Below are 20,698 nucleotides of genomic sequence, written 5' to 3'. Positions count from 1 at the left end.
TGGCCAGGCTCGAACGGTCAAACTTCCGAGTCCCAGATAATGGTGATGTTGCCGCTGAGCGTGTCGCTCAGGCCGGGCCGCAGCAGAAAATCGATGGCGTCCTTGGGCATCTCGAAACGTAGCGAGCCGGCCTTGCGATTCACATAGATCCCTGGTTGAAAGACTGATGACCAGGTGTTGTAGCGCAGCCTGTGGAGCTTGACCGGCCCCGGCCCGCCCGGCCCGATGATTCCGTCGGGCAAGGTGAGGTAGGTTTCCACTTCGGTGGTATTACCTTTGGGGCTGAACAGCTTGCAGCGGGTGCCGCCGGTCGAGTTGCATAGCATCATGACTTTGAAGCGCGACGACGCCGACAGATAAAACAGCTGGTCGCGGTAGATCTTGCTCGGTTTGCGACCGCTTTCAATCCAGCGCTGCCACCCGCCCTCGGGTTCCAGCGAAACTTTGTTGCCGCCCGGTGGCAGGTCAACCTTCAGGGTGTGTTGCACATCCAGATCGAAACTTAGGGTCAGGGTCGAGTCATCAGGCTGCATGATGTCGCCCATGTCGAAATCCATCCCTGGTCCGATAGTGTAAGTCCAACTGCCAAAATAATTACCGGAAGACATCTGCAGCGGGTTTGGCGTACGCAACTCATAGCCAATCTGCATCCGGTCATAGGTCACGGACGGAACTGGGTAATTGGCCCTCGCGGCACACACGCTGGATCCGGTGGTTAACCAAAAGAAGGTTCTACTGGCCGGTAACGTGTACATGCCTCCTGTGTACTGACAAGGTCGAGGAGGTTGCCACGTCCAGTCGCCCCAAAGGCGTGTGTGCCAACCCTGAACAGTTGTGGGCTCGCCTGTACCGACCAAATTTTCCGCCGTATCAGGCAGGATATAGCGGCCACCGATCGAGACTATCCGGACTTCCAAATCAGCTTCTTCGAGTGTGTCTGAATGCTTGACACTCAGTCTTTGCCATTCACCGGGTACCCGAAACATCGGCCCCTTGCGTTGATCGGCATGCCCTGCCTCAAAGGGCGCAACAGATCGGAATCCGATGGGTATAAGCAAAGAAAACAGCTCTCTGTCTTTGCAAAACGCAAGTTGAGTTTCGCAATGTCCACTTAGAGGGGTTTCGTTAACAAACTTGTTTTGCAGTGGTTTTGACGGATCGGGTCGAAACACCGCACGAATATCCATCGTTGCACTCACCGCTGATTCGGCCATCAGGCTTAATATCAAAAACCAAAAACTGCGGCTTCCACCTGTTTTACCCCTTATCATCGTTTCAACCCGCCTTCTGTTTAATAAACGACGCATCCGCCAGAGTATCCGGCGTGCAGTGCAGATCACCGATCATCAACACATCGTTTTCACTGCGATGACGACTGGCATCAAGACGAAACTGGCAAAGCAGCTGATTACCCTGGCGCACTTCAAGCGTCGGTGAGCCCGCATTCATTTCCATCGAGAAGAACCCGTCGACTTCCGTCACCCCGCGGCTGGCGTGGTTGATCACGTGATGGCCCTTGAGCGGTCGCCCCTGCGCATCGACCAGCCGGCCGAGCACGGTCAGGGTCTTCATCACCCGCACCTTGCGGTATTCCACCCCGCCCTTGTTCAGGTGATAGCGCGTGCGCGGCGGTTCGATGGTCGCTGCCGGCACGTGATTGCCTTCAAAATCGAAACTCACCGAACTGTTCTGGTACGCAGTAATCGGGATGAAATTGCGCCCCGGCTTCAACGCCGCGCCGCCGCCGCTGTAATCGTCGGCGCGCAGGGTGATGTCGTCGATGTCTGATTCCACGTCGACAATCATTCCCGCACCACGCATTTCGTAATGGCTGGTCATGAGCATTTGCTCGCCGCCGACAACCAGGGTGCTGTCCAGGTTAAGACCGCCGGTGAAGTTGCCGTTGTAGGACGAACGCTGGACGAAACCGTCGCCATTGACTGCGTCGGTACGAAAGTTGGCAAGGCTCGACACACCCACGCCGTAGGTGTCAGTGAGTGCCGTCACCGAGACGTTTTGCAGCACGTGATCTTTGAGATCCCGGCGCCAGCCGAGGGAACCATTGTTGTCGCGGCTGCCGTCACGGGCCGTGCGCGAACCGATGCTGCCAGTGATCTGCTGGCCCGGCGTGCCCAACGCCAGGTTAAGGCTCAGGTCTATCCCGCGGTTGCGTGCGTCGCCACTGCTGAAACTGCCCGGGCGATCAAATAACGACAGACGCCAACTCGCATCGCTGCCGAACAACGTAGCGCGCTGGGTCCAACCCAGATCCATACCGATGCCATCGATGTTGCCCTCGCTGTGGGACACCCGTCCGCTGATCGAACTTTTACTGCTGACCCGATGGTTGATCGCCAGGGATGAATTGCTGGTTTCGCCAACGAACACATTACGTTGGCGCACCCGTGTACCGTCTGGCAGGGTTTCGTACAGGTTGGTGGTGTCCAGCCAGCTGCGGTTGTGGCTGATCACCAGGCTACCGGAGCCATAGTTGTAAAGACTTTGCAGATCGAGACCGGTGCCATGATCCTGAGTCTAATACACGTTGGCATAGAGACTGATGTGATTGGCCAGGGTCCAGTCGATGGAACTGCCGTATTGCAGTTTTTCGCGAATCTGCCGCGCCGATAGCCCGAGAATTACCCGTGGGTGCATCAGGTAATTGACCGACGCCCCTGCCGTCGGACTGCCACTGGACTGCTGGTTCCAGTTACTGAGCAGTTTGCTTTCTTCACCGGCAAACAGGTTGTAGCGCCAGCGCTCATCGAGGTTGCGCCAGTTGCTGGGCTTGTACACCAGCTCCTGGGTAGTGGAGGTGATCTGGCCATCTTCGATCAGGCGCACTTCCACTTCGTAGATCCCGCCTGGCAGCGGCCGGGTATCGAGGGTTTGCAATCCCGCGGGCACTGACTGTGTGTTGATCAACAGACCGTCGCGATAGATCTCCACCGACCCTTGGCGATTGGCCGTGACATAAATAGGGTAGACGCTGGGCATCGGACTGTTGATCGCCAGGCTGTCAGAGCTGCCGAACATGACGCCGACAGCGGTATCGGGGCTGGTGCCAAACGTACGAGGTTGGCGGGTCAGCCCTTCGGAACTGGGGGTGAAATAGCCCAGGCGCAGGAAGCTGCCCTGCAGTTCGCGCTGGGTGTAGAGCTCATGAACCGCGTGATAAAGCTTATCGTCGGGACCGCCGAGGCGGGCCAATTGCATGTTGAATGTCTGGCTCCAGTTGCCCAGGCTCGCGCTGGCTTCAAGGCCATAGCGCCCACCCAGATCCTGATCCTGGCCGCCATTGAGGTTGAGCTGGTTGCGCACCATCAGGCCGCTACTGCCGCCATCCGGCTGCTCGTAATAACGCTTGGTCTCCAGATCGCGCTCGGCGTTTTCGGTGAGGATCGAAACCAACGAGTTTTCCAGGTTGTAGTGCACGGCCAGCACCTGATCCGGGCATGATCCCGTGCAATTGCCCAGCGGCACACCCGGCTTGAGATAACTTGCCCATTTTTCCCGTTCAGCGGGGCCGAAACGGTTTTCGCTGGTGTCGGTAAATTCGAGCAGGGTAACGCGATCATCGCGAGACAACACCACCATGGCCTCTCCCAGAGGCTGTTGATCGAGTTCTACCCGGACAGCCAGAGGCACATCAAAGAAATGCTCCTCGAAATCCGCCGGAAGACCTTTGGCCTGCGCCAGTAGACTTCGCGGTGTCGTACCGGCGGAAGAAACGGGAGCCGCGGCTGCACTGGCGCAAAACAACAGCGCAAGCGCAGCCGCGATGGGGGTCATCGGGAACATGAACTCTTACTCTGATTACGATCAAGTTGAAGTCCGACGGGACAAACAATGCTGTTTGCCCTGTCGGTTTGCGCGACTTTGAAAGTTAGCGCGAGCCGCCCACGGGAGGGACAGCGTCGAAGGTCATTGCCACGACACCGGTGTAGTCGCCCGGCTGGAAGGTCGTACCTACCGCACTGATTTTCAGCGGTGCGCGGAAGTTCACGTCAGACTCGGCTTCACCTACAACCAGTTGCGGGGTCAAGTTGAGTTCCTTGTTATTGAGCTCGACTTTCAAATCAATGGTATCGGAGCCAGAAATCAGTTTTGGCGCGCTTTCCAGGCTGGCGTGAACCGAACCGTTGTTGTTGCGCACATCGAAGAACCCATTAACCTCTCTCATCTTGCCGCTGCTCGGCTGAAAGCTCATGTCCTGATCCTTGTTAACCAGGTCAGGGTCAGTCGGCACCACGTAGAAGCCGTTAGTCGGCACGTGGGCGACGATGTTGATGGAGTGAGCAGCTTCACCTGCGGCAAATGCCCCGGAGGAACCCAGCGCCAAAATAGCCAATGGGGCAGCGATTGCGATTTTCTTGAACATTGTTAAGTACCTGTTTTCTTTATGGAATCGGTTCATTGAAAGTTAAAAACTGCTTACCCGCAACAGGTCGCTTTGTTTGAACTTCCAACGCCGAAACATCTTCGACTTCTTGTTCCGGAAAGTAAGCAGGCAACTTCCCATGAGCGCGTAGTTAAACAACCTCATGACCAGAAGGAAAAAGAAACAAAAAACTCAAATACCAAATAGTGACTGTAAGTTACAGCCTACATACAGTTTTACTAAAAAAACCATACAGCGGCTTCGCCTAGACAACAATGGACTTGCAGGATTTTTAGAACATAAGTTTAACTATTATTAGAGCAACAGCTTTAACTATTAAACAATTCCTGTATCGGCGACAAAATCAGCTTATGTACGGTGATATTTCCTGGTGATTTGCATCATTGACCGCGCCGACCGCCCGTCGGCACCGATCAGCCCCTTGCAAAAAACGTCTTGCCCTGCGCTTAAGATATATCTTAAGTTGTATCTAAATACGACGAGAGCAGAGAAAAATGAGAGACCATCATTCCCAACACCGCGATCATAACGACGGCCGCGACGGCTTCGAAAAACGCCCAGGCCCCGGCCGCGAACGGGGTGGCCGAGGCCCGCGGGTTTTCGCCCCAGGCGATCTGAAACTGCTGCTGCTGGCGCTGATCGCCGAGCAGCCGTGCCACGGCTATGACCTGATCCGCCAGATCGAAAGCATGTTCGACGGCGCCTACAGCCCCAGCCCCGGTGTGATCTACCCGACCCTGACCTTCCTTGAAGAAAGCGAAATGATCCTGGGCGACGCCGAGGGCGGAAAAAAACGCTACACCATCACCGACGCCGGACGTCTGTCGTTAAGCGAACAGGCGATCGCACTAGATGGTGTGCGGATGCGCATCGAAGTCAGCAAGCGCTCATTGCGCGGCCATGACCGCCCCGCCGAGATTCACGAAGCAGTGCACAACTTGCGTCATGCCTTGCAGATGCATCACGGCCGCTGGAGCCCGGAAGAAATCCTGCGGGTGCGCGACCTGCTTAACAACACCGCCAAAGCCATCGTCGATGGCCCTGTCGTTCAACCCGCTCAGGAGCAAGCCGAATGACTGAAGTGATCGTACAAACCATTCACCGCGTCATGCATGAAATCAAACGCCGTCGGCTGCAAGTCGTGCGGGTGATCGACCTGACGCCACGGATGCGCAGGATTACCCTGGGCGGCCCGGAGCTGGCAGGCTTCGTCAGCCTCGGCACGGACGACCACGTCAAACTGCTGTTCCCACAGAATGAAGCGCAGCAGGCGGCGCTGGAAACCCTGGTACTCGGTGCCGGCAAAGACAACGGCCCGATGCCCGCCATGCGTGATTACACCCCTCGGCGCATTGACCTCGACGCACTGGAACTGGACATCGACTTCGTACTGCACGGTGACGGCCCCGCCTCGACCTGGGCCGAACAGGCCAAACCCGGCCAGTTCCTGCACATCGGCGGGCCACGGGGTTCGATGATCGTGCCGGACATTTTCGACAGCTACCTGTTGATCGGCGATGAGACGGCCATCCCCGCGATTGCTCGTCGACTGGAAGGCCTGGCGGCCAATCGCCGGGCACTGGTGATCATCGAAGTGGAGAACGGTGCCGAGCAGCAAAAACTCGACAGCGTGGCGCAGGTCAATGTGATCTGGGTACTGCGCGAAGGCGGCAGCAATAACCTGCTGAACACCGTGAAGCAGCTGCAGGTGCCCAGCGGCAACCTATACGCCTGGGTGGCGACCGAGAGCAAAGTGTCGCGGCAGATACGTCGGGTATTGCTGGATGAGCACGGGCTTAACGAGCAGTCCGTCAAAGCCGTGGGTTACTGGCGGGCGGATGACAGCGACGACGAGTGAAACCTTAAAAGATCGCAGCCTGCGGCATCTCCTACAGGGTGTACGACGATCCATTGTAGGAGCTGCCGCAGGCTGCGATCCTGGCGATTTTATTGGCGACGACGTCTATCCAGCCCAACCACCAACAACGCTATCGCCACAAAACCCAATAGCAGCCCTCCGGCATTCACGAACACCTGTGAATAACCCAGTTTGCCGACATCAATGAACAGATAGGGATAAACCGCCAGCAGATGCCCGCGCCACAACGAGTACGCGAAATACACCACTGGATAGATCACCCACGCAGCGATATGCCGCAGTCGCAACGTGCCTTTCGGCACACAGCACCACCAATAAGTCAGAAACAGCAGGGGCATGACGTCATGCATCAGCTCATCGGCCAGCCATTGCCAGCCTTGCGGATGCCATAAATGGCGCAACAACACGTTGTACCCCAGGCCGACCACGGCGATGCTCACGGCAATGCCGCTGCTTACCCACGGCTGCAAAAACCAGCGTCGCGCCGCCGACTCGCGGGACGTCAGCTCACACGTCAGCACGGTCGCCACCAGCGTATTGCTCAGCACGGTGAAATAGCTGAAGAAGCTGATCAGCCCGCCGAGCAGACTGGCCGCCAGCGTCCAGCGTGAGTAGAAAATCAGGTACAACTGAATGCTCAGTCCCGCCCAGCCAAGCACTGCAGCCACGGCGACAACATGACGCCGCGCGGCAGAACCTGGCGTCGGTGGGTTGACCATGTTCAGACCGGGCGCTTGGTGCGCATCAACTTCACGTACAAGCGCTCGACCTTCTCCCGCGCCCACGGGGTTTTGCGCAGAAACGTCAGGCTCGACTTGATGCTCGGATCACTCTTGAAACAGCGGATATCGATGCGCTCGGCCAGCCCCGACCATTCGTAGTGTTCAACCAGCGCGTTGAGGATTTGCTCCAGCGTCACGCCGTGCAGCGGGTTGTTGTTCTGTTCGGTCATGCCGGGCCTTCGAGCGTAGAGAGAGTGAAGAAGCCGCGCACCTTAGCCGAGGGCTTCGTTGGGGGGAAGCGATCTGTGTGCGGTCAGATAAATGTAGGTGAAACACAAAAGATCGCAGCCTCGTTTCACTCGACAGCTCCTACATTGGAATGCGTTCACCTGTAGGAGCTGTCGAGTGAAACGAGGCTGCGATCTTTTCCACTGACTGTTACCAAATCCGAAACGCTCCATGTCGTTAAAAGCGCTTTCTCTATTTGTAACAGGACATTATCCTTGCGCCCGTCAAGCTGAAACGCTTCCGCTGCCCGCGACATACTGCCGCTTCAGTTCACCCCCCAGAAAAGACCAAGAATTACTTCCCCTATGCCTTATCTTCAAACTCCGCGAGACAGCGCTGTCCGCACCACTATTGCTGGTCGAAAAGCCCTGAACCTGATTGGCGGATTCACCGCGCTGGGCCTCGCCACTTGCACCCAGGCGGCTCCGGCCTTCGATAGCGAGTCGCCGTGGATGCTCGGCGACTGGAACGGCACGCGCACCGAACTTTCGGAAAAAGGCTACGACTTCAAGGTCGATTACACCGGCGAAATGGGCAGCAATCTGCACGGCGGCTACGACCACGATCGCACCGCTCGCTACAGCGACCAGTTTGGCCTCGGCACCCACATGGACTTGCAGAAGATTCTGGGCTGGGACGACGCCGAATTTCAGCTGACCATCACCGAGCGCAACGGCAATAACATCAGCAACGACCGCATCAATGATCCGCGCGTGGGCGGGTTCACCTCGGCTCAGGAAGTCTGGGGCCGCGGGCAGACATGGCGCCTGACGCAGATGTGGTATCAGCAGAAATTCTTCGATCAAAAGCTCGACATCAAGGTCGGCCGTTTCGGCGAAGGCGAAGACTTCAACAGCTTCCCCTGCGACTTCCAGAACCTCGCGTTCTGCGGCTCGCAGGTGGGCAACTGGGTCGGCGGCATCTGGTACAACTGGCCGGTCAGCCAGTGGGCGATGCGCGTCAAATATCACCTGACGCCGGAGTTGTACGCGCAAGTCGGCGCGTATGAGCAGAACCCGTCGAACCTCGATCGCGGCAACGGCTTCAAGCTCAGCGGCAGCGGTACCCAGGGCGCGATCCTGCCGGTGGAACTGGTGTGGTCGCCGAAGCTCAATGGTCTACCGGGGGAATACCGCGCTGGCTATTACTACAGCAGTGCCAACGCCACCGACGCTTACAAGGACAGCAACGGTCAGCCGGCCGCCTTGAGTGGCGAGGCTTACCGCAGCGCGTCGAGCAAACACGGTGTGTGGCTCGGTGTGCAGCAGCAATTGACCAGCCGCGCCAGCGACAACTCCCGCGGCCTGAGCGTGTTCGCCAACGGCACGATGCACGACAAGAAGACCAACGCCATCGACAACTATGTCCAGGCGGGCGTCGTCTACAAAGGCTTGTTCGATGCACGCGCCAAGGACGACATCGGTTTCGCCCTGGCCCGCGTCCACGTCAACCCGGCCTATCGCAAGAACGCCGAGGCGACCAATCAGGCCCGCGCGGTCTTCGACTACAACGACCCGTCCTTCCTGCCACCGCAGGACACCGAATACAGCGCCGAACTCTATTACGGCGTGCACGTCACGAACTGGCTGACCGTGCGCCAGAACCTGCAATACATCCGCCACCCCGGTGGCGTGGACCAGGTCGATGACGCGCTGATTGGCGGGATCAAGGTCCAGTCGTCGTTCTAAGAATCACGCAAAACCTGTGGGAGCGAGCTTGCTCGCGATGGCGGAGTGTCAGTCGACATCAATGCTGAATGCGAGGCCGCTATCGCGAGCAAGCTCGCCCCCACAGGGAATGCGGCGTCCAAACACTTTTTACATGAACCCTGCCCGCACCGGATCGTCATCTACAGTGAACTTGCGCGGGACTACTTAAAACGTCACGGAGAACCACACTATGAGCACTGATGGTGCTTTGAGTCGAAGCCGTCTGCTGCCGAGCCTGCTCGGTATCCTGCTTCTGCTAATGGGCCTGGCCATGCTGGCCGGGGGGATCAAGCTGAGCATGCTCGGCGGCTCGCTGTATTACCTGCTGGCCGGTATCGGCCTGGCGCTGACCGGGGGGCTGCTGATTGCTGCCCGCCGCTCTGCGCTGGGCCTGTACGCAGTGGTGCTGTTCGCCAGTACCGTCTGGGCCCTGTGGGAAGTCGGCCTCGATTGGTGGCAACTCGTACCGCGTCTGGCGATGTTGTTTGCCATCGGTATCGTCATGCTGCTGCCGTGGGTCCGCCGCCCACTGCATCGCGGTGAATTCAATCCGGTCGGCACAGGTGCCCTGAGCGCTGCGGTGGCGATTGCCGGTGTTGCCGCGCTGGCCAGCCAATTCACCAACCCCGGTGAAATCAAAGGTCAACTGGACCGCGACAGCGTGCCGGGTATGACCAACACCGCCCCGGCCATGCCCGACGGTGACTGGAACTCCTACGGCCGCAGCGCCCATGGCGACCGTTACTCGCCACTGGCACAGATCACCCCGCAGAACGCGAACAAGCTCGTTCCAGCCTGGACCTACCGCACTGGCGACCTGCCAGGGCCGAACGACCCGGGTGAAACCACTGCCGAAAACACCCCGCTGAAAGTCAACGGCATGCTCTACGTCTGCACGCCGCACAGCCAGGTGATCGCGCTGGACCCGGACACCGGCAAGGAAATCTGGCGTTTCGATCCGAAGCTCTCCACGCAAAACGCGGCGAACTTCAAGGGTTGGGCGCACATGACCTGCCGTGGCGTGACGTATCACGATGACGCCGCTTACGCCTCCGAGCAAAGCCCGACCGGCACAGCCAACCCTGCGCCGGTCAGCAGCGTTTGTCCGCGTCGCATTTTCCTGCCGACTGCCGACACCCGTCTGATCGCCCTCGACGCCGACACCGGCAAAATGTGCGAAGACTTCGGCAACAAAGGCCAGGTAGACCTGAGCGCCAACATCGGCGGCTTCAACGCCGGCGGTTACTACTCCACCTCGCCACCAGCCGTGACTAAAGACCTGGTCGTGATTGGCGGCCACGTCACCGATAACGTCTCCACCGACGAGCCAAGCGGCGTGATCCGCGCGTTCGACGTGCACACCGGCAAACTGGTGTGGAACTGGGACAGCGGCAACCCGGACGACACCACACCGATTGCCGAAGGCAAGGTCTACACCCGCAACTCGCCGAACATGTGGTCCATGTTCGCCGTTGACGAAAAACTCGGCATGCTTTACCTGCCGATGGGCAACCAGACCCCGGACCAGTTCGGTGGCGCGCGTACGCCAGAATCGGAACTGCACGCCGCCGGCCTGACCGCGCTCGACATCGCCACCGGCAAGGTGCGCTGGCACTTCCAGTTCACCCACCACGACCTGTGGGACATGGACGTCGGCGGCCAGCCAACCCTGATGGACCTGAAAACCGCAGACGGTGTGAAACCAGCGGTACTCGCGTCCACCAAGCAAGGCAGCATCTACGTGCTGGACCGCAGCACCGGCAAGGCCATCGTGCCGATCAACGAAGTGCCGGTGCCACAAGGCGCTGTCGAAGGTGATCACACCTCGCCAACCCAACCGAAATCCGACCTGAACCTGATGCCACCGCCGCTGAAAGAACGCGACATGTGGGGCGTCACCCCGTTCGACCAACTGATCTGCCGGATCGACTTCAAATCCATGCGCTACGACGGCGCGTTCACGCCGCCATCGCTGCAAGGTTCGATCGTGTATCCAGGCAACTTCGGCGTGTTCGACTGGGGCGGCATCTCGGTTGACCCGGTGCGTCAGATTGCTTTCATGAACCCGGACTACATGGCGTTCAAATCGAAACTGATCCCGGCCGCCGAAATCGCCGCCCAAGGCCCGCGTAAAAGCGAAACCGAAGGCGTGCAGCCGAACAAAGGCGCGCCATACGGCGTCATCCTCGAACCCCTGCTCTCGCCACTGGGCCTGCCGTGCCAGGCACCGGCCTGGGGTTACGTGACAGCGGTCGACCTGACCACCAGCAAAATCATCTGGAAACACAAAAACGGCACCGTGCGCGACAGCTCGCCGGTTCCGATTCCGTTGAGCATGGGCGTGCCTAGCCTGGGCGGTACCTTCGTCACTGCTGGCGGCGTTGGTTTCCTGAGCGGCACCCTCGACCAGTACCTACGCGCCTACGACGTGAAAAACGGCAAACAGTTGTGGGAAGGCCGCCTGCCAGCAGGCGCACAAACCACGCCAATGACCTACACCGGCAAGGACGGCAAGCAATACGTGCTCGTTGTTGCGGGCGGTCATGGGTCGCTGGGCACCAAACAAGGTGACTACGTGATTGCGTACAAACTGTCCGAGTAAGTTGTAGCGGCGGTTAAAGGAAAGGCGACTCCTGTGAGGGGGTCGCCTTTTTTATGGCCGCTGTCCCGTCACACCGCACATCCCCTGTGGGAGCGAGCTTGCTCGCGATGGCTGTTTAACATTCGACATCAATGTCGGCTGACACTCCGTCATCGCGAGCAAGCTCGCTCCCACAGGCCGCCAAGTCAAACACACCTGTCCAAACCCTGAACACACACCCAGAAATATCCATCGCCATTGAAACCACCCCCCACCTGCCCCATCTAACACCCATACCCAATTGCGCAGGTGCCCCATGAGCGACCAGCAAGAATTCCCCGAAGACCCGAGCGAATACGCCGACCCAGAGAACGCCGAACACCCCTCCACCGGCAAAGGCCTCGCCCTGCCAGGCCAGAACCTGCCGGACAAGGTCTACATCATCCCGATCCACAACCGCCCGTTCTTCCCGGCCCAAGTGCTGCCGGTCATCGTCAACGAAGAACCGTGGGCCGAAACCCTCGACCTGGTGAGCAAATCCGATCACCACTCCCTGGCCCTGTTCTACATGGACACGCCCCAGGAAGACCCGCGTCATTTCGACACCTCGGCCCTGCCGCTCTACGGCACCCTGGTCAAGGTGCACCACGCCAGTCGCGAAAACGGCAAACTGCAATTCGTCGCCCAAGGCCTGACTCGCGTGCGCATCCGCACCTGGCTCAAACACCATCGCCCGCCGTACCTGGTAGAAGTCGAATACCCGCACCAGCCCACCGAGCCGACCGACGAGGTCAAGGCCTACGGCATGGCGCTGATCAACGCGATCAAGGAACTGCTGCCGCTCAACCCGCTGTACAGCGAAGAGCTGAAGAACTACCTCAACCGTTTCAGCCCCAACGACCCATCGCCGCTGACCGACTTCGCCGCCGCACTGACTTCGGCCACCGGCAGCGACCTGCAAGAAGTGCTCGACTGCGTGCCAATGCTCAAGCGCATGGAAAAAGTCCTGCCGATGTTGCGCAAGGAAGTCGAAGTCGCGCGTTTGCAAAAAGAGATTTCCGCCGAAGTTAACCGCAAGATTGGCGAGCATCAGCGCGAGTTCTTCCTCAAGGAACAACTCAAGGTCATCCAGCAAGAGCTGGGCCTGACCAAGGACGACCGCAGCGCCGACATCGAGCAGTTCGAACAGCGCCTGGAAGGCAAGGTTCTGCCCGCTCAGGCGCAAAAACGCGTCGAAGAGGAAATGAACAAGCTGTCGATCCTCGAAACCGGTTCGCCGGAGTACGCGGTCACCCGCAACTACCTCGACTGGGCAACCTCGGTGCCGTGGGGCGTGTACGGCGAGGACAAACTAGACCTCAAGCACGCACGCAAGGTGTTGGACAAACACCATGCCGGCCTCGACGACATCAAGGACCGCATCCTCGAGTTCCTCGCCGTCGGGGCCTACAAAGGCGAGATCAGCGGCTCCATCGTGCTGCTGGTCGGCCCGCCGGGCGTAGGTAAAACTAGTGTCGGTAAATCCATCGCCGAATCCCTCGGTCGGCCGTTCTACCGCTTCAGCCTCGGTGGCATGCGCGACGAAGCCGAGATCAAGGGCCACCGCCGCACCTACATCGGCGCGCAACCGGGCAAACTCGTCCATGCGTTGAAAGATGTCGAAGTGATGAACCCGGTGATCATGCTCGACGAGATCGACAAGATGGGCCAAAGCTACCAGGGCGACCCGGCCTCGGCACTGCTGGAAACCCTCGACCCGGAACAGAACGTCGAATTCCTCGACCACTACCTGGACTTGCGTCTGGACCTGTCGAAAGTGCTGTTCATCTGCACCGCCAACACCCTGGACTCGATCCCCGGCCCGTTGCTGGACCGGATGGAAATTATTCGCCTGTCGGGTTACATCACCGAAGAAAAAATCGCCATCGCCAAACGTCACCTGTGGCCCAAGCAACTGGAAAAGGCCGGCGTGTCCAAAGGCAGCCTGAGCATCAGCGACAGCGCCCTCAAAGCGTTGATCGACGGTTACGCCCGTGAAGCGGGGGTGCGGCAATTGGAAAAACAACTGGGCAAACTGGTGCGCAAAGCCGTTGTGAAACTGATCGACGAGCCGAAAGCGGTGATCAAGCTCGGCCCGAAAGACCTCGAGTCCTCACTCGGCCATCCGGTGTTCCGTAACGAGCAAGTGCTGTCCGGTACCGGGGTCATCACCGGGCTGGCCTGGACCAGCATGGGCGGCGCGACCTTGCCGATCGAAGCCACGCGCATTCACACCCTGAATCGTGGCTTCAAACTCACCGGGCAATTGGGCGATGTGATGAAGGAGTCGGCGGAAATCGCCTACAGCTACGTCAGCTCCAATCTGAAGTCGTTCGGCGGTGATTCGAAGTTCTTCGACGAAGCCTTCGTTCACCTGCACGTCCCGGAAGGTGCCACCCCGAAAGACGGCCCGAGTGCCGGCGTGACCATGGCCAGCGCCCTGCTCTCGCTCGCCCGAAACCAGGCGCCGAAAAAAGGCATCGCCATGACCGGCGAACTGACGCTGACCGGGCATGTACTGCCGGTTGGCGGCGTGCGCGAAAAGGTAATTGCGGCGCGGCGGCAGAAGATCTTTGAATTGATTCTGCCGGAGCCTAACCGCGGTAGCTTTGAAGAACTGCCGGATTATCTGAAGGAAGGGATTACCGTGCACTTTGCCAAGCGGTTTGCGGATGTGGCGAAGATATTGTTCTGACGGTGATGTAGCGACAATACGACCGCCATCGCGAGCAAGCTCGCTCCCACAGGTTTATCACTGTCCCCTGTGGGAGCGAGCTTGCTCGCGATGACGTCGGCACTGACGACGCTCAACTCTCGGCCACCTCAGGCGTTGCCGTCACACTTTGTCTCATCTTCAGTTATGCTCGCCGTTCGTCGTGAATGCCGGAGCCACTGACCTTATGTCCCCCACCCGCCTGTTTGTCCCCCTCGCCCTCTCCTTGCTGGCCGCGTGCGCCACGCAACCGAAACAGAACGTGACCGTGGAAAAACAAAGCGAATGCCCGGTAAAACTGCACAGCGGGCAAAACCTGATTCTGACCCTGCCGAGCAACCCGACCACGGGTTATCGCTGGGCTATCCAGGATTCGGCCGGTGGCGTATTGCGCGCGCTCAGCCCCGAGGTCTACAGCAACCCGCAAGACGCGGGGATCGTTGGCAGCGCCGGCCTCTCGACCTGGCGCTTCCAGTCCTTCGCCGCTGGCACGGGCCGTTTGCGCCTGACCTACTCACAACCCTGGGCACCGGAAGTACCGGCAGTGGAAACCTTCGACTGCGCAATCTCGGTTAACTGATCGTGGGCTGGCTGATTCTGGCGCTGATGGGCGCGGTGACGTTCCTCTACGGCGTCAGCGTGCATGCTGCGTTGCTCTGCCTGCTGGTCAAGCCATTGCCGGTTCTGGCCTTGCTCGGCTGGTTGCATGACGCACCGCCTACCGAGTATCGACGCTGGATCAGCCTCGGACTGATTTTCTCGCTGCTTGGTGATGTGTTGCTGGCGTGGCCGGGGGATTTGTTTGTGTTTGGTCTTGGGGCGTTTTTGGTCGCCCACTTGGCCTATCTGAAAGCCTACTTGAGCGATTGCCGGCGGTTGGCGCTGTTGCCATTGGTGATTGCCTTGGGTGTTGGCGCGGTACTGTTGGGGATATTGATTTCCCACGGACTGGGCCCGTTACTGATTCCGGTGATTGTTTACGGGTTGGCCATTAACGCGATGCTCTGGCGGGCGCTGGCTCGGCTCGGGACCGAAGTGCCCAAACGCTCGGCGCTGCTGGCGGCGGCAGGTGCGGTGGCGTTTGTGTTTTCCGACAGCGTGATTGGCATCAGTCGCTTTGTTGCGCCGTTCGATGCGGCGCCTTATGTGATCATCCTCAGCTATTGGTTGGGGCAATGGGGGATTGCGGCGTCGGCGTTCGGCCAAAAACCGCGCTGAATTCATCGCGAGCAAGCTCGCTCCCACAGGGATAGCGCTGTACTTGTGGGAGCGAGCTTGCTCGCGATAGCGGTGTCACTGAAGAAGCAGACCTTGGATCCTGTCAGGTGGTTTATCAGACAACCCGCGCATCCCCCCGTCAATTTGGCTAAAATGCCAGCCTTTTCCACCTAAGCCGCTGGAACCGCCGTGAGCAAAGAACCCGATCGCCTTTTCGCCCAGCCTTTGGCCCAGGTGCCTGACTTCGCCTTCAACGAGGACGTGGTGCGGGTGTTCCCGGACATGATCAAGCGCTCGGTGCCGGGCTATCCGACCATCGTTGAAAACCTTGGCGTGCTCGCCGCGCAGTTCGCCCAGCCAAACAGCGTGCTTTACGACCTGGGTTCGTCCCTCGGTGCCGTAACCCAGGCCTTGCGCCGACACGTACGCACCGACGGCTGCCGCGTCATCGCTGTGGATAACTCGGCGGCGATGGTCGAACGCTGCCGCGAGTACCTCAACGGTCAGGACTCGATGTTCCAGGAGTTGCTGCCCGTTGAAGTGATCGAAGGCGACATCCTCGCTCTCGACTTCCAGCCCGCCTCGGTGGTGGCGCTGAACTTCACCCTGCAATTCATCGCCCCGGAGCAGCGCACCGCATTGCTCTCGCGTATCCGCCAATCGCTGTTGCCCGGTGGCGCGCTGATTCTGTCGGAGAAGCTGCGCTTCAACGACCTCGAAGAACATGCGCTGCTCACTGACCTGCATGTCGCGTTCAAACGCGCCAACGGCTACAGCGAACTGGAAATCGCCCAGAAGCGCAGCGCCATCGAAAACGTCATGAAGCCCGACAGCCTCGAAGAACACCGCGAGCGCCTGCTGGCCGCCGGGTTCTCGAAAGTCGTGCCGTGGTTCCAGTGTCTTAACTTTGCCTCGTTGATTGCCTTGCCATGATTGATCTGTCCCCCCTCGCCCGCCGCTTGGCTGGCACACCGCTGGCCGATTGGGCCAACACTCTGCAGCGTCAACTCGACAAGAAAATGGAAAAGGGTCACGGCGATCTGGAGCGTTGGCAGAGTGCGCTGGACGCTTTGCCGAAGATTCAGCCGAGCGAAGTTGATTTGCTCAACGGTCTGACGCTGGACACCGATTGCGACGACGAAACCCGTGCTCAGATGCGCACTGCGCTGATGGGCTTGTCGCCTTGGCGCAAAGGGCCGTTCGATCTGTTTGGCGTGCACGTCGACACCGAATGGCGTTCCGACTGGAAATGGTCGCGGGTTGCACCGCATCTGGATCTGAAGGGTAAACGCATCCTCGATGTCGGCTGCGGCAATGGCTATTACATGTGGCGCATGCTCGGTGCGGGTGCCGACAGTGTGATTGGTGTTGACCCGAACTGGCTGTTCTTCTGTCAGTTCCAGGCGGTGCAGCGTTACCTGTCCGAACCCAATGCCTGGCACCTGCCGTTCCCGTTCGAAGACCTGCCGCCGAACATGGAAGGCTTCGACACCGTATTTTCCATGGGCGTGTTTTATCACCGTCGTTCGCCGATCGAGCATTTGCTGGCGCTGAAGGATTGCCTGGTCAAGGGTGGCGAACTGGTGCTGGAGACCCTGGTGATCGAGGGCGATCAGCAGCAGGTATTGGTGCCGGAAGACCGTTATGCGCAGATGCGAAACGTGTGGTTCCTGCCGTCGGTGCCGGCGCTGGAATTGTGGTTGCGTCGCGCCGGGTTCACGGATGTTCGCTGCGTGGACGTGAGCGTGACGACGGTCGAGGAACAGCGCGGGACGGAGTGGATGAAGTATCAGTCGTTGAGCGATTTCCTTGACCCGGAAGATCACAGCAAGACGGTTGAAGGGCTGCCGGCGCCGATGCGTGCCGTCATCGTGGCCCGCAAGTAACCCCCGATCTTTCAGACCCCAGATAAACCTGTGGGAGCGGGCTTGCCCGCGATGGCGTCCTTTCAGCCAACGACGATGTTGAATGTAAGTCCGCAATCGCGAGCAAGCTCACTCCCACAGGGGACGGTGTTTAGTCTGTTGGTTTGGTTCTTCGGGCCTTGAAGAACTCGCTCAACACCGCCCCGCACTCCTCGGCCAACACTCCGCCTTCGTACAGCACCCGGTGATTCAAAAAACCCTGGGTAAAAAACTGCCCCTGACTCTGCACAATCCCGGCCTTCGGCTCCAGCGCCCCATACACCACCCGCGCAATCCGCGAATGCACGATCAGCCCGGCGCACATGCTGCACGGCTCAAGTGTCACGTACAGCGTGCTGCCGGGCAGACGATAGTTGCTGGCTGCCAACGCAGCAGCGCGGATCGCGACCATCTCGGCGTGAGCACTCGGGTCGTTGCCGCTGATCGGGCAGTTGAAACCCCGACCGATGATTTCACCGTCCTGCACCAGCACCGCGCCCACCGGCACTTCACCCAGCGCCGCGCCTTGGGCGGCCAGGGTCAGGGCTTCGCGCATGAAGTCACGATCGCCGCTGCGGTCGATGATTGCTGTCGGGCGTATCTGACGCATCAGGCCACCTCGATGGCGGCCATCAGGCCGGTTTCCATGTGATCGATCACATGGCAGTGGAACATCCAGATCCCAGGGTTATCCGCCACCAGCGCCACTTGCGCGCGTTCGTTCTTGCCCAGCAAGTAGGTGTCAGTGAAGTACGGTATGACCTTGTGCCGGTTCGAGGCGATGACCTTGAAGCTCATGCCGTGCAGGTGAATCGGGTGTTGATACTGAGTCATGTTCTTCAATTCGAAAATGTAGCTCTTGCCCTTCTCGAGCTTGGCAATCGGGCGATCGGCGCAAGTCTTGTCGGTAATGTCCCAGGCCTTGCCGTTGATCTGCCACAGGCTCGGCGGCTTGCCATTGTCGACATTCACCGACACCGAGCCTACCCATTCGAAATTGAAGTTGAGTTTCTCGGCATTGGCCAGGTCCGGCTCGGCCACCGGGTTGGCGGGCAGCGCGGGCGGCCATTCGGTCGGTGCATCGGTGTTCGCCACCGAACGGAACGTGCCAAGGCGAACCGGTCCGTTGCGCAGGGACAGCTCTTCACCGGCCGGCGGTGCCTTGATCGCCAGGCAAATGCGCATGCCCGGGCCGAGCCAGTATTCCTTGCCCAACGGGCGCGGTTCGATGGGGTTGCCGTCCAGCGCATAGATCTGCGCTTCGACGCCAGGAATGTTGAGTCGGTAGGTCAGGGTGTTATCGAGGTTGAGCAGGCGCACCCGGGTGATCTGCCCGGCGGGCAATTCGATCACCGCTTGCGAGACGCCATTGATGGTCGACAGGCGCCCCGCCGTGCCACCACGGGCCGCTTCGCGAGGAATGCTGAACGCGACAAAAGCGCCCTCTTCATCGACGTGCCAGCTCTTGAGGCTCACAGTCTTTTCGTACTTGAAGCCGGTAGGCTCGCGCTCTTCGATGATCAACGGGCCGACCAGCCCGCGGCCGAGTTCTTCGCTGCTGTTCACATGCGGGTGATACCAGTAGCTGCCGGCGTCGGGCACGCGGAATTTGTAGTCGAAGTATTCGCCCGGCAGCACCGGAAGCTGCGAGACGTAGGGCACGCCGTCCATTTCCAGCGGCAGGCGAATGCCGTGCCAGTGAATGGTGGTCGCCACCGGCAGGTGGTTGATGAAACGTACCCGCAGCCATTCGCCCTGACGCACCCGCAACTCGGTGCCCGGCGCCGACGGGCCGAACGCCCAGGCTTCGGTCTTGTGCCCGGCCACCAGTTCAACGTCCAGCGGTGCGGCGATCAGCTCGTAGTCGTGGCCCGCATCGGCGTCGGCCATCTTGCCCAACCAGTACCGCGACGCGCCCCCCGCTCCGACGCCAACGACAACAAGACCGGCCAGGCCACCGAGGATTTGGCGACGGGTAAAGGACATGAACTCAACTACCTCACGTATCAGCGACTGGCCCGTGGGCCTGTAAAAGGCGAATACGATACACCTGCGGATGAGAAACAGTAAGGGCGACGCGGCGGATGGCCGCACTCAATTCATGGCAGATACCCTGTGGGAGCGAGCTTGCTCCCGTTCGTCTGCGCAGCCGTCGTGAAACCATCCAGCGCGATAAGTCAGATGCAATGCGATTGCAGAATTTGGGGCCGCTTCGCTGATCGTTATTTAGTCGCCATAAATCAGGGAATTACCCTACATCCATTTCCACCTTTCCCGACTTCTTTCCTGATCGATCCCCCGCAAAGTCCCCGCGCCTAATTTTCTGCGCCAGGGATTGCTCATGTTCGACTCCTTTACTCCAGCAACTTCGTATTTTTCGGGGCGTTGATGGAGCACGTCCCCCGCATCGAGCAGGAACTCGACAGTTTCCCGAACACCCTTTCGCTCTATCGCGAACAGCTCAAGTACTGGTTCAACCGGGCCGCCGACAAGGCCAGTCACGCGGCTGATTTGCCTTCGTTGATGGGTATGGAGCGAATCATAAGTTTCGGCAATGCCAGCACTGCGGTGAGCAGTGGCGACGACGATTTTTTCTCCTCCGTGGTGCAATGCCCGAAGGGTGGAGAGCTAGAGATCGAGAGCAAGTTTGAATCGGTTTATGACATTCCCGTGGGGAATATTCAGGTTGATGTGATTGCCAGCGATAGCGGCGAAAAGACGTCGGTCACACTCGATAAAAACGGCAAGGGAACGTTCACCGGTACACCCGGCAAGTTCTACCGCGTTCACGTTCACCACGAAGTCACTCCGCAGCAGGTTGAAGACCTTTTCTCTTCCTACGATGGGCTGACGAATGAGCTCGAACACTGGCTGCGTGAAGAGTGGAAGACGTTCAAACCGAAGTGGTCGGAATCGTCTTCGGTTGCTGTAGGCAATGGAATGCTCGCGGGAAGCTGGGCGGCGATCGAGGGCGTGTGGGACGGCATCGGCCTCCTTTCGGACATTCTCAAGGATCCCGGGAAGTTTGGTGAGCGGTTGGGCAGCGGCGCGGATCAATTGCGTGAGCTTGCGGAAACTGCCCCCGATGTCATGGAAAAAGCCCAACTGCTGGCCAGTGATGAAGCGGCGTTGTGCCTGCTGTTACGCACCGCCAGCCTCTGGTTGGACATGCTGCCGCCCGGCGAGATCGCCGGTAAAACCGCCGAAGCCGTGTCGACGGTGGTGGTGCAACTGTTGATCGAC

16 protein-coding genes and 1 pseudogene (1 of these 17 cut by a window edge) are annotated in these 20,698 nt (G+C 59.3%); 10 read left to right on the top strand and 7 right to left on the bottom strand.

Annotation, left to right across the window (positions count from 1 at the left end):
* Positions 1–17 precede the first annotated feature (17 nt).
* The 3 genes and pseudogenes from E3W21_RS01360 to E3W21_RS01350 form a co-directional block, all read right to left on the bottom strand.
* The gene (locus E3W21_RS01360) at positions 18–1,307 is read right to left on the bottom strand and encodes a hypothetical protein (RefSeq protein WP_256661468.1); all 1,290 of its coding nucleotides are present in this window, start codon (positions 1,305–1,307) and stop codon (positions 18–20) included.
* Positions 1,276–3,801, bottom strand: a pseudogene (locus E3W21_RS01355) (CS1-pili formation C-terminal domain-containing protein). Before E3W21_RS01355 ends, E3W21_RS01360 begins: the two are co-directional and overlap by 32 nt.
* 85 nt (positions 3,802–3,886) lie before the next feature.
* Complete coding sequence (locus tag E3W21_RS01350) at positions 3,887–4,381, bottom strand: CS1 type fimbrial major subunit (protein WP_129438113.1); 495 nt, start codon at positions 4,379–4,381, stop codon at positions 3,887–3,889.
* 515 nt (positions 4,382–4,896) lie between these two features.
* Between E3W21_RS01350 and E3W21_RS01345 the strand changes: the two genes are divergently transcribed.
* Positions 4,897–5,478 (top strand): PadR family transcriptional regulator, encoded by a 582-nt coding sequence (locus tag E3W21_RS01345; protein ID WP_134417346.1) that lies wholly within the window; start codon positions 4,897–4,899, stop codon positions 5,476–5,478.
* Positions 5,475–6,260, top strand: coding sequence for a siderophore-interacting protein (locus E3W21_RS01340; protein ID WP_134417345.1), 786 nt, complete (start codon positions 5,475–5,477; stop codon positions 6,258–6,260). The genes E3W21_RS01345 and E3W21_RS01340 overlap by 4 nt, the downstream gene beginning before the upstream one ends.
* 89 nt (positions 6,261–6,349) lie before the next feature.
* On the opposite strand, the gene E3W21_RS01335 is transcribed toward E3W21_RS01340, so the two are convergent.
* Together E3W21_RS01335 and E3W21_RS01330 are read right to left on the bottom strand one after the other, a co-directional pair.
* Complete coding sequence (locus tag E3W21_RS01335) at positions 6,350–7,000, bottom strand: Pr6Pr family membrane protein (protein ID WP_134417343.1); 651 nt, start codon at positions 6,998–7,000, stop codon at positions 6,350–6,352.
* 2 nt (positions 7,001–7,002) lie between these two features.
* Complete coding sequence (locus E3W21_RS01330; RefSeq protein WP_007944895.1) at positions 7,003–7,233, bottom strand: VF530 family DNA-binding protein; 231 nt, start codon at positions 7,231–7,233, stop codon at positions 7,003–7,005.
* Between the two features lie 363 nt (positions 7,234–7,596).
* Between E3W21_RS01330 and E3W21_RS01325 the strand changes: the two genes are divergently transcribed.
* From E3W21_RS01325 to cmoB, 7 genes are all read left to right on the top strand, one after another.
* Positions 7,597–8,979 carry a carbohydrate porin gene (locus tag E3W21_RS01325; RefSeq protein ID WP_166793803.1) on the top strand — a complete coding sequence of 461 codons (1,383 nt, stop codon included), beginning with the start codon at positions 7,597–7,599 and terminating at the stop codon, positions 8,977–8,979.
* 211 nt (positions 8,980–9,190) lie between these two features.
* Positions 9,191–11,602 carry a glucose/quinate/shikimate family membrane-bound PQQ-dependent dehydrogenase gene (locus E3W21_RS01315; protein WP_134417341.1) on the top strand — a complete coding sequence of 804 codons (2,412 nt, stop codon included), beginning with the start codon at positions 9,191–9,193 and terminating at the stop codon, positions 11,600–11,602.
* Between the two features lie 295 nt (positions 11,603–11,897).
* The gene (gene lon / locus E3W21_RS01310) at positions 11,898–14,315 is read left to right on the top strand and encodes an endopeptidase La (protein WP_134417339.1); all 2,418 of its coding nucleotides are present in this window, start codon (positions 11,898–11,900) and stop codon (positions 14,313–14,315) included.
* Between the two features lie 205 nt (positions 14,316–14,520).
* The gene (locus E3W21_RS01305; RefSeq protein WP_123368345.1) at positions 14,521–14,913 is read left to right on the top strand and encodes a protease inhibitor I42 family protein; all 393 of its coding nucleotides are present in this window, start codon (positions 14,521–14,523) and stop codon (positions 14,911–14,913) included.
* A 2-nt stretch (positions 14,914–14,915) separates the two neighbouring features.
* Complete coding sequence (locus E3W21_RS01300) at positions 14,916–15,551, top strand: lysoplasmalogenase (RefSeq protein ID WP_178084123.1); 636 nt, start codon at positions 14,916–14,918, stop codon at positions 15,549–15,551.
* Positions 15,552–15,740: 189 nt separating this feature from the next.
* A complete protein-coding gene (gene cmoA, locus E3W21_RS01295) occupies positions 15,741–16,484 on the top strand; it encodes a carboxy-S-adenosyl-L-methionine synthase CmoA (RefSeq protein ID WP_054613634.1) in 744 nt (247 codons plus the stop codon).
* Positions 16,481–17,437: a tRNA 5-methoxyuridine(34)/uridine 5-oxyacetic acid(34) synthase CmoB gene (gene cmoB / locus E3W21_RS01290; protein ID WP_134417335.1), complete on the top strand. Its 957-nt coding sequence runs from the start codon at positions 16,481–16,483 to the stop codon at positions 17,435–17,437. The genes cmoA and cmoB overlap by 4 nt, the downstream gene beginning before the upstream one ends.
* A gap of 130 nt (positions 17,438–17,567) precedes the next feature.
* On the opposite strand, the gene tadA is transcribed toward cmoB, so the two are convergent.
* Positions 17,568–18,065 carry a tRNA adenosine(34) deaminase TadA gene (gene tadA / locus E3W21_RS01280; RefSeq protein WP_134417333.1) on the bottom strand — a complete coding sequence of 166 codons (498 nt, stop codon included), beginning with the start codon at positions 18,063–18,065 and terminating at the stop codon, positions 17,568–17,570.
* A complete protein-coding gene (locus E3W21_RS01275) occupies positions 18,065–19,441 on the bottom strand; it encodes a multicopper oxidase family protein (RefSeq protein ID WP_129438138.1) in 1,377 nt (458 codons plus the stop codon). Before E3W21_RS01275 ends, tadA begins: the two co-directional genes overlap by 1 nt.
* Positions 19,442–19,843: 402 nt before the next feature.
* On the opposite strand from E3W21_RS01275, the gene E3W21_RS01270 reads away from it, so the two are divergent.
* A protein-coding gene (locus E3W21_RS01270) for an RHS repeat-associated core domain-containing protein (RefSeq protein ID WP_134417331.1) crosses the window boundary here: on the top strand, positions 19,844–20,698 show its start. The gene runs 3,672 nt beyond the window's last position; 855 of the gene's 4,527 nt are visible here — the first part of the coding sequence; its start codon is at positions 19,844–19,846; the stop codon falls past the right edge of the window.

It is taken from the genome of Pseudomonas sp. F01002, assembly GCF_004402115.1.
GTDB lineage: Bacteria > Pseudomonadota > Gammaproteobacteria > Pseudomonadales > Pseudomonadaceae > Aquipseudomonas > Aquipseudomonas frigoris.
The sequence above is the reverse complement of the archived record's forward strand: the minus strand, read 5'-3'. Positions and strand labels throughout refer to the sequence as shown.

Coding starts and splice junctions, on each gene's coding strand:
- E3W21_RS01360 (WP_256661468.1), bottom strand. CDS start 1,307: ATGCGTCGTTTATTAAACAGAAGGCGGGTTGAAACGATGATAAGGGGT.
- cmoB (WP_134417335.1), top strand. CDS start 16,481: ATGATTGATCTGTCCCCCCTCGCCCGCCGCTTGGCTGGCACACCGCTG.
- E3W21_RS01350 (WP_129438113.1), bottom strand. CDS start 4,381: ATGTTCAAGAAAATCGCAATCGCTGCCCCATTGGCTATTTTGGCGCTG.
- E3W21_RS01305 (WP_123368345.1), top strand. CDS start 14,521: ATGTCCCCCACCCGCCTGTTTGTCCCCCTCGCCCTCTCCTTGCTGGCC.
- E3W21_RS01325 (WP_166793803.1), top strand. CDS start 7,597: ATGCCTTATCTTCAAACTCCGCGAGACAGCGCTGTCCGCACCACTATT.
- E3W21_RS01330 (WP_007944895.1), bottom strand. CDS start 7,233: ATGACCGAACAGAACAACAACCCGCTGCACGGCGTGACGCTGGAGCAA.
- lon (WP_134417339.1), top strand. CDS start 11,898: ATGAGCGACCAGCAAGAATTCCCCGAAGACCCGAGCGAATACGCCGAC.
- E3W21_RS01315 (WP_134417341.1), top strand. CDS start 9,191: ATGAGCACTGATGGTGCTTTGAGTCGAAGCCGTCTGCTGCCGAGCCTG.
- E3W21_RS01335 (WP_134417343.1), bottom strand. CDS start 7,000: ATGGTCAACCCACCGACGCCAGGTTCTGCCGCGCGGCGTCATGTTGTC.
- E3W21_RS01275 (WP_129438138.1), bottom strand. CDS start 19,441: ATGTCCTTTACCCGTCGCCAAATCCTCGGTGGCCTGGCCGGTCTTGTT.
- E3W21_RS01340 (WP_134417345.1), top strand. CDS start 5,475: ATGACTGAAGTGATCGTACAAACCATTCACCGCGTCATGCATGAAATC.
- E3W21_RS01345 (WP_134417346.1), top strand. CDS start 4,897: ATGAGAGACCATCATTCCCAACACCGCGATCATAACGACGGCCGCGAC.
- tadA (WP_134417333.1), bottom strand. CDS start 18,065: ATGCGTCAGATACGCCCGACAGCAATCATCGACCGCAGCGGCGATCGT.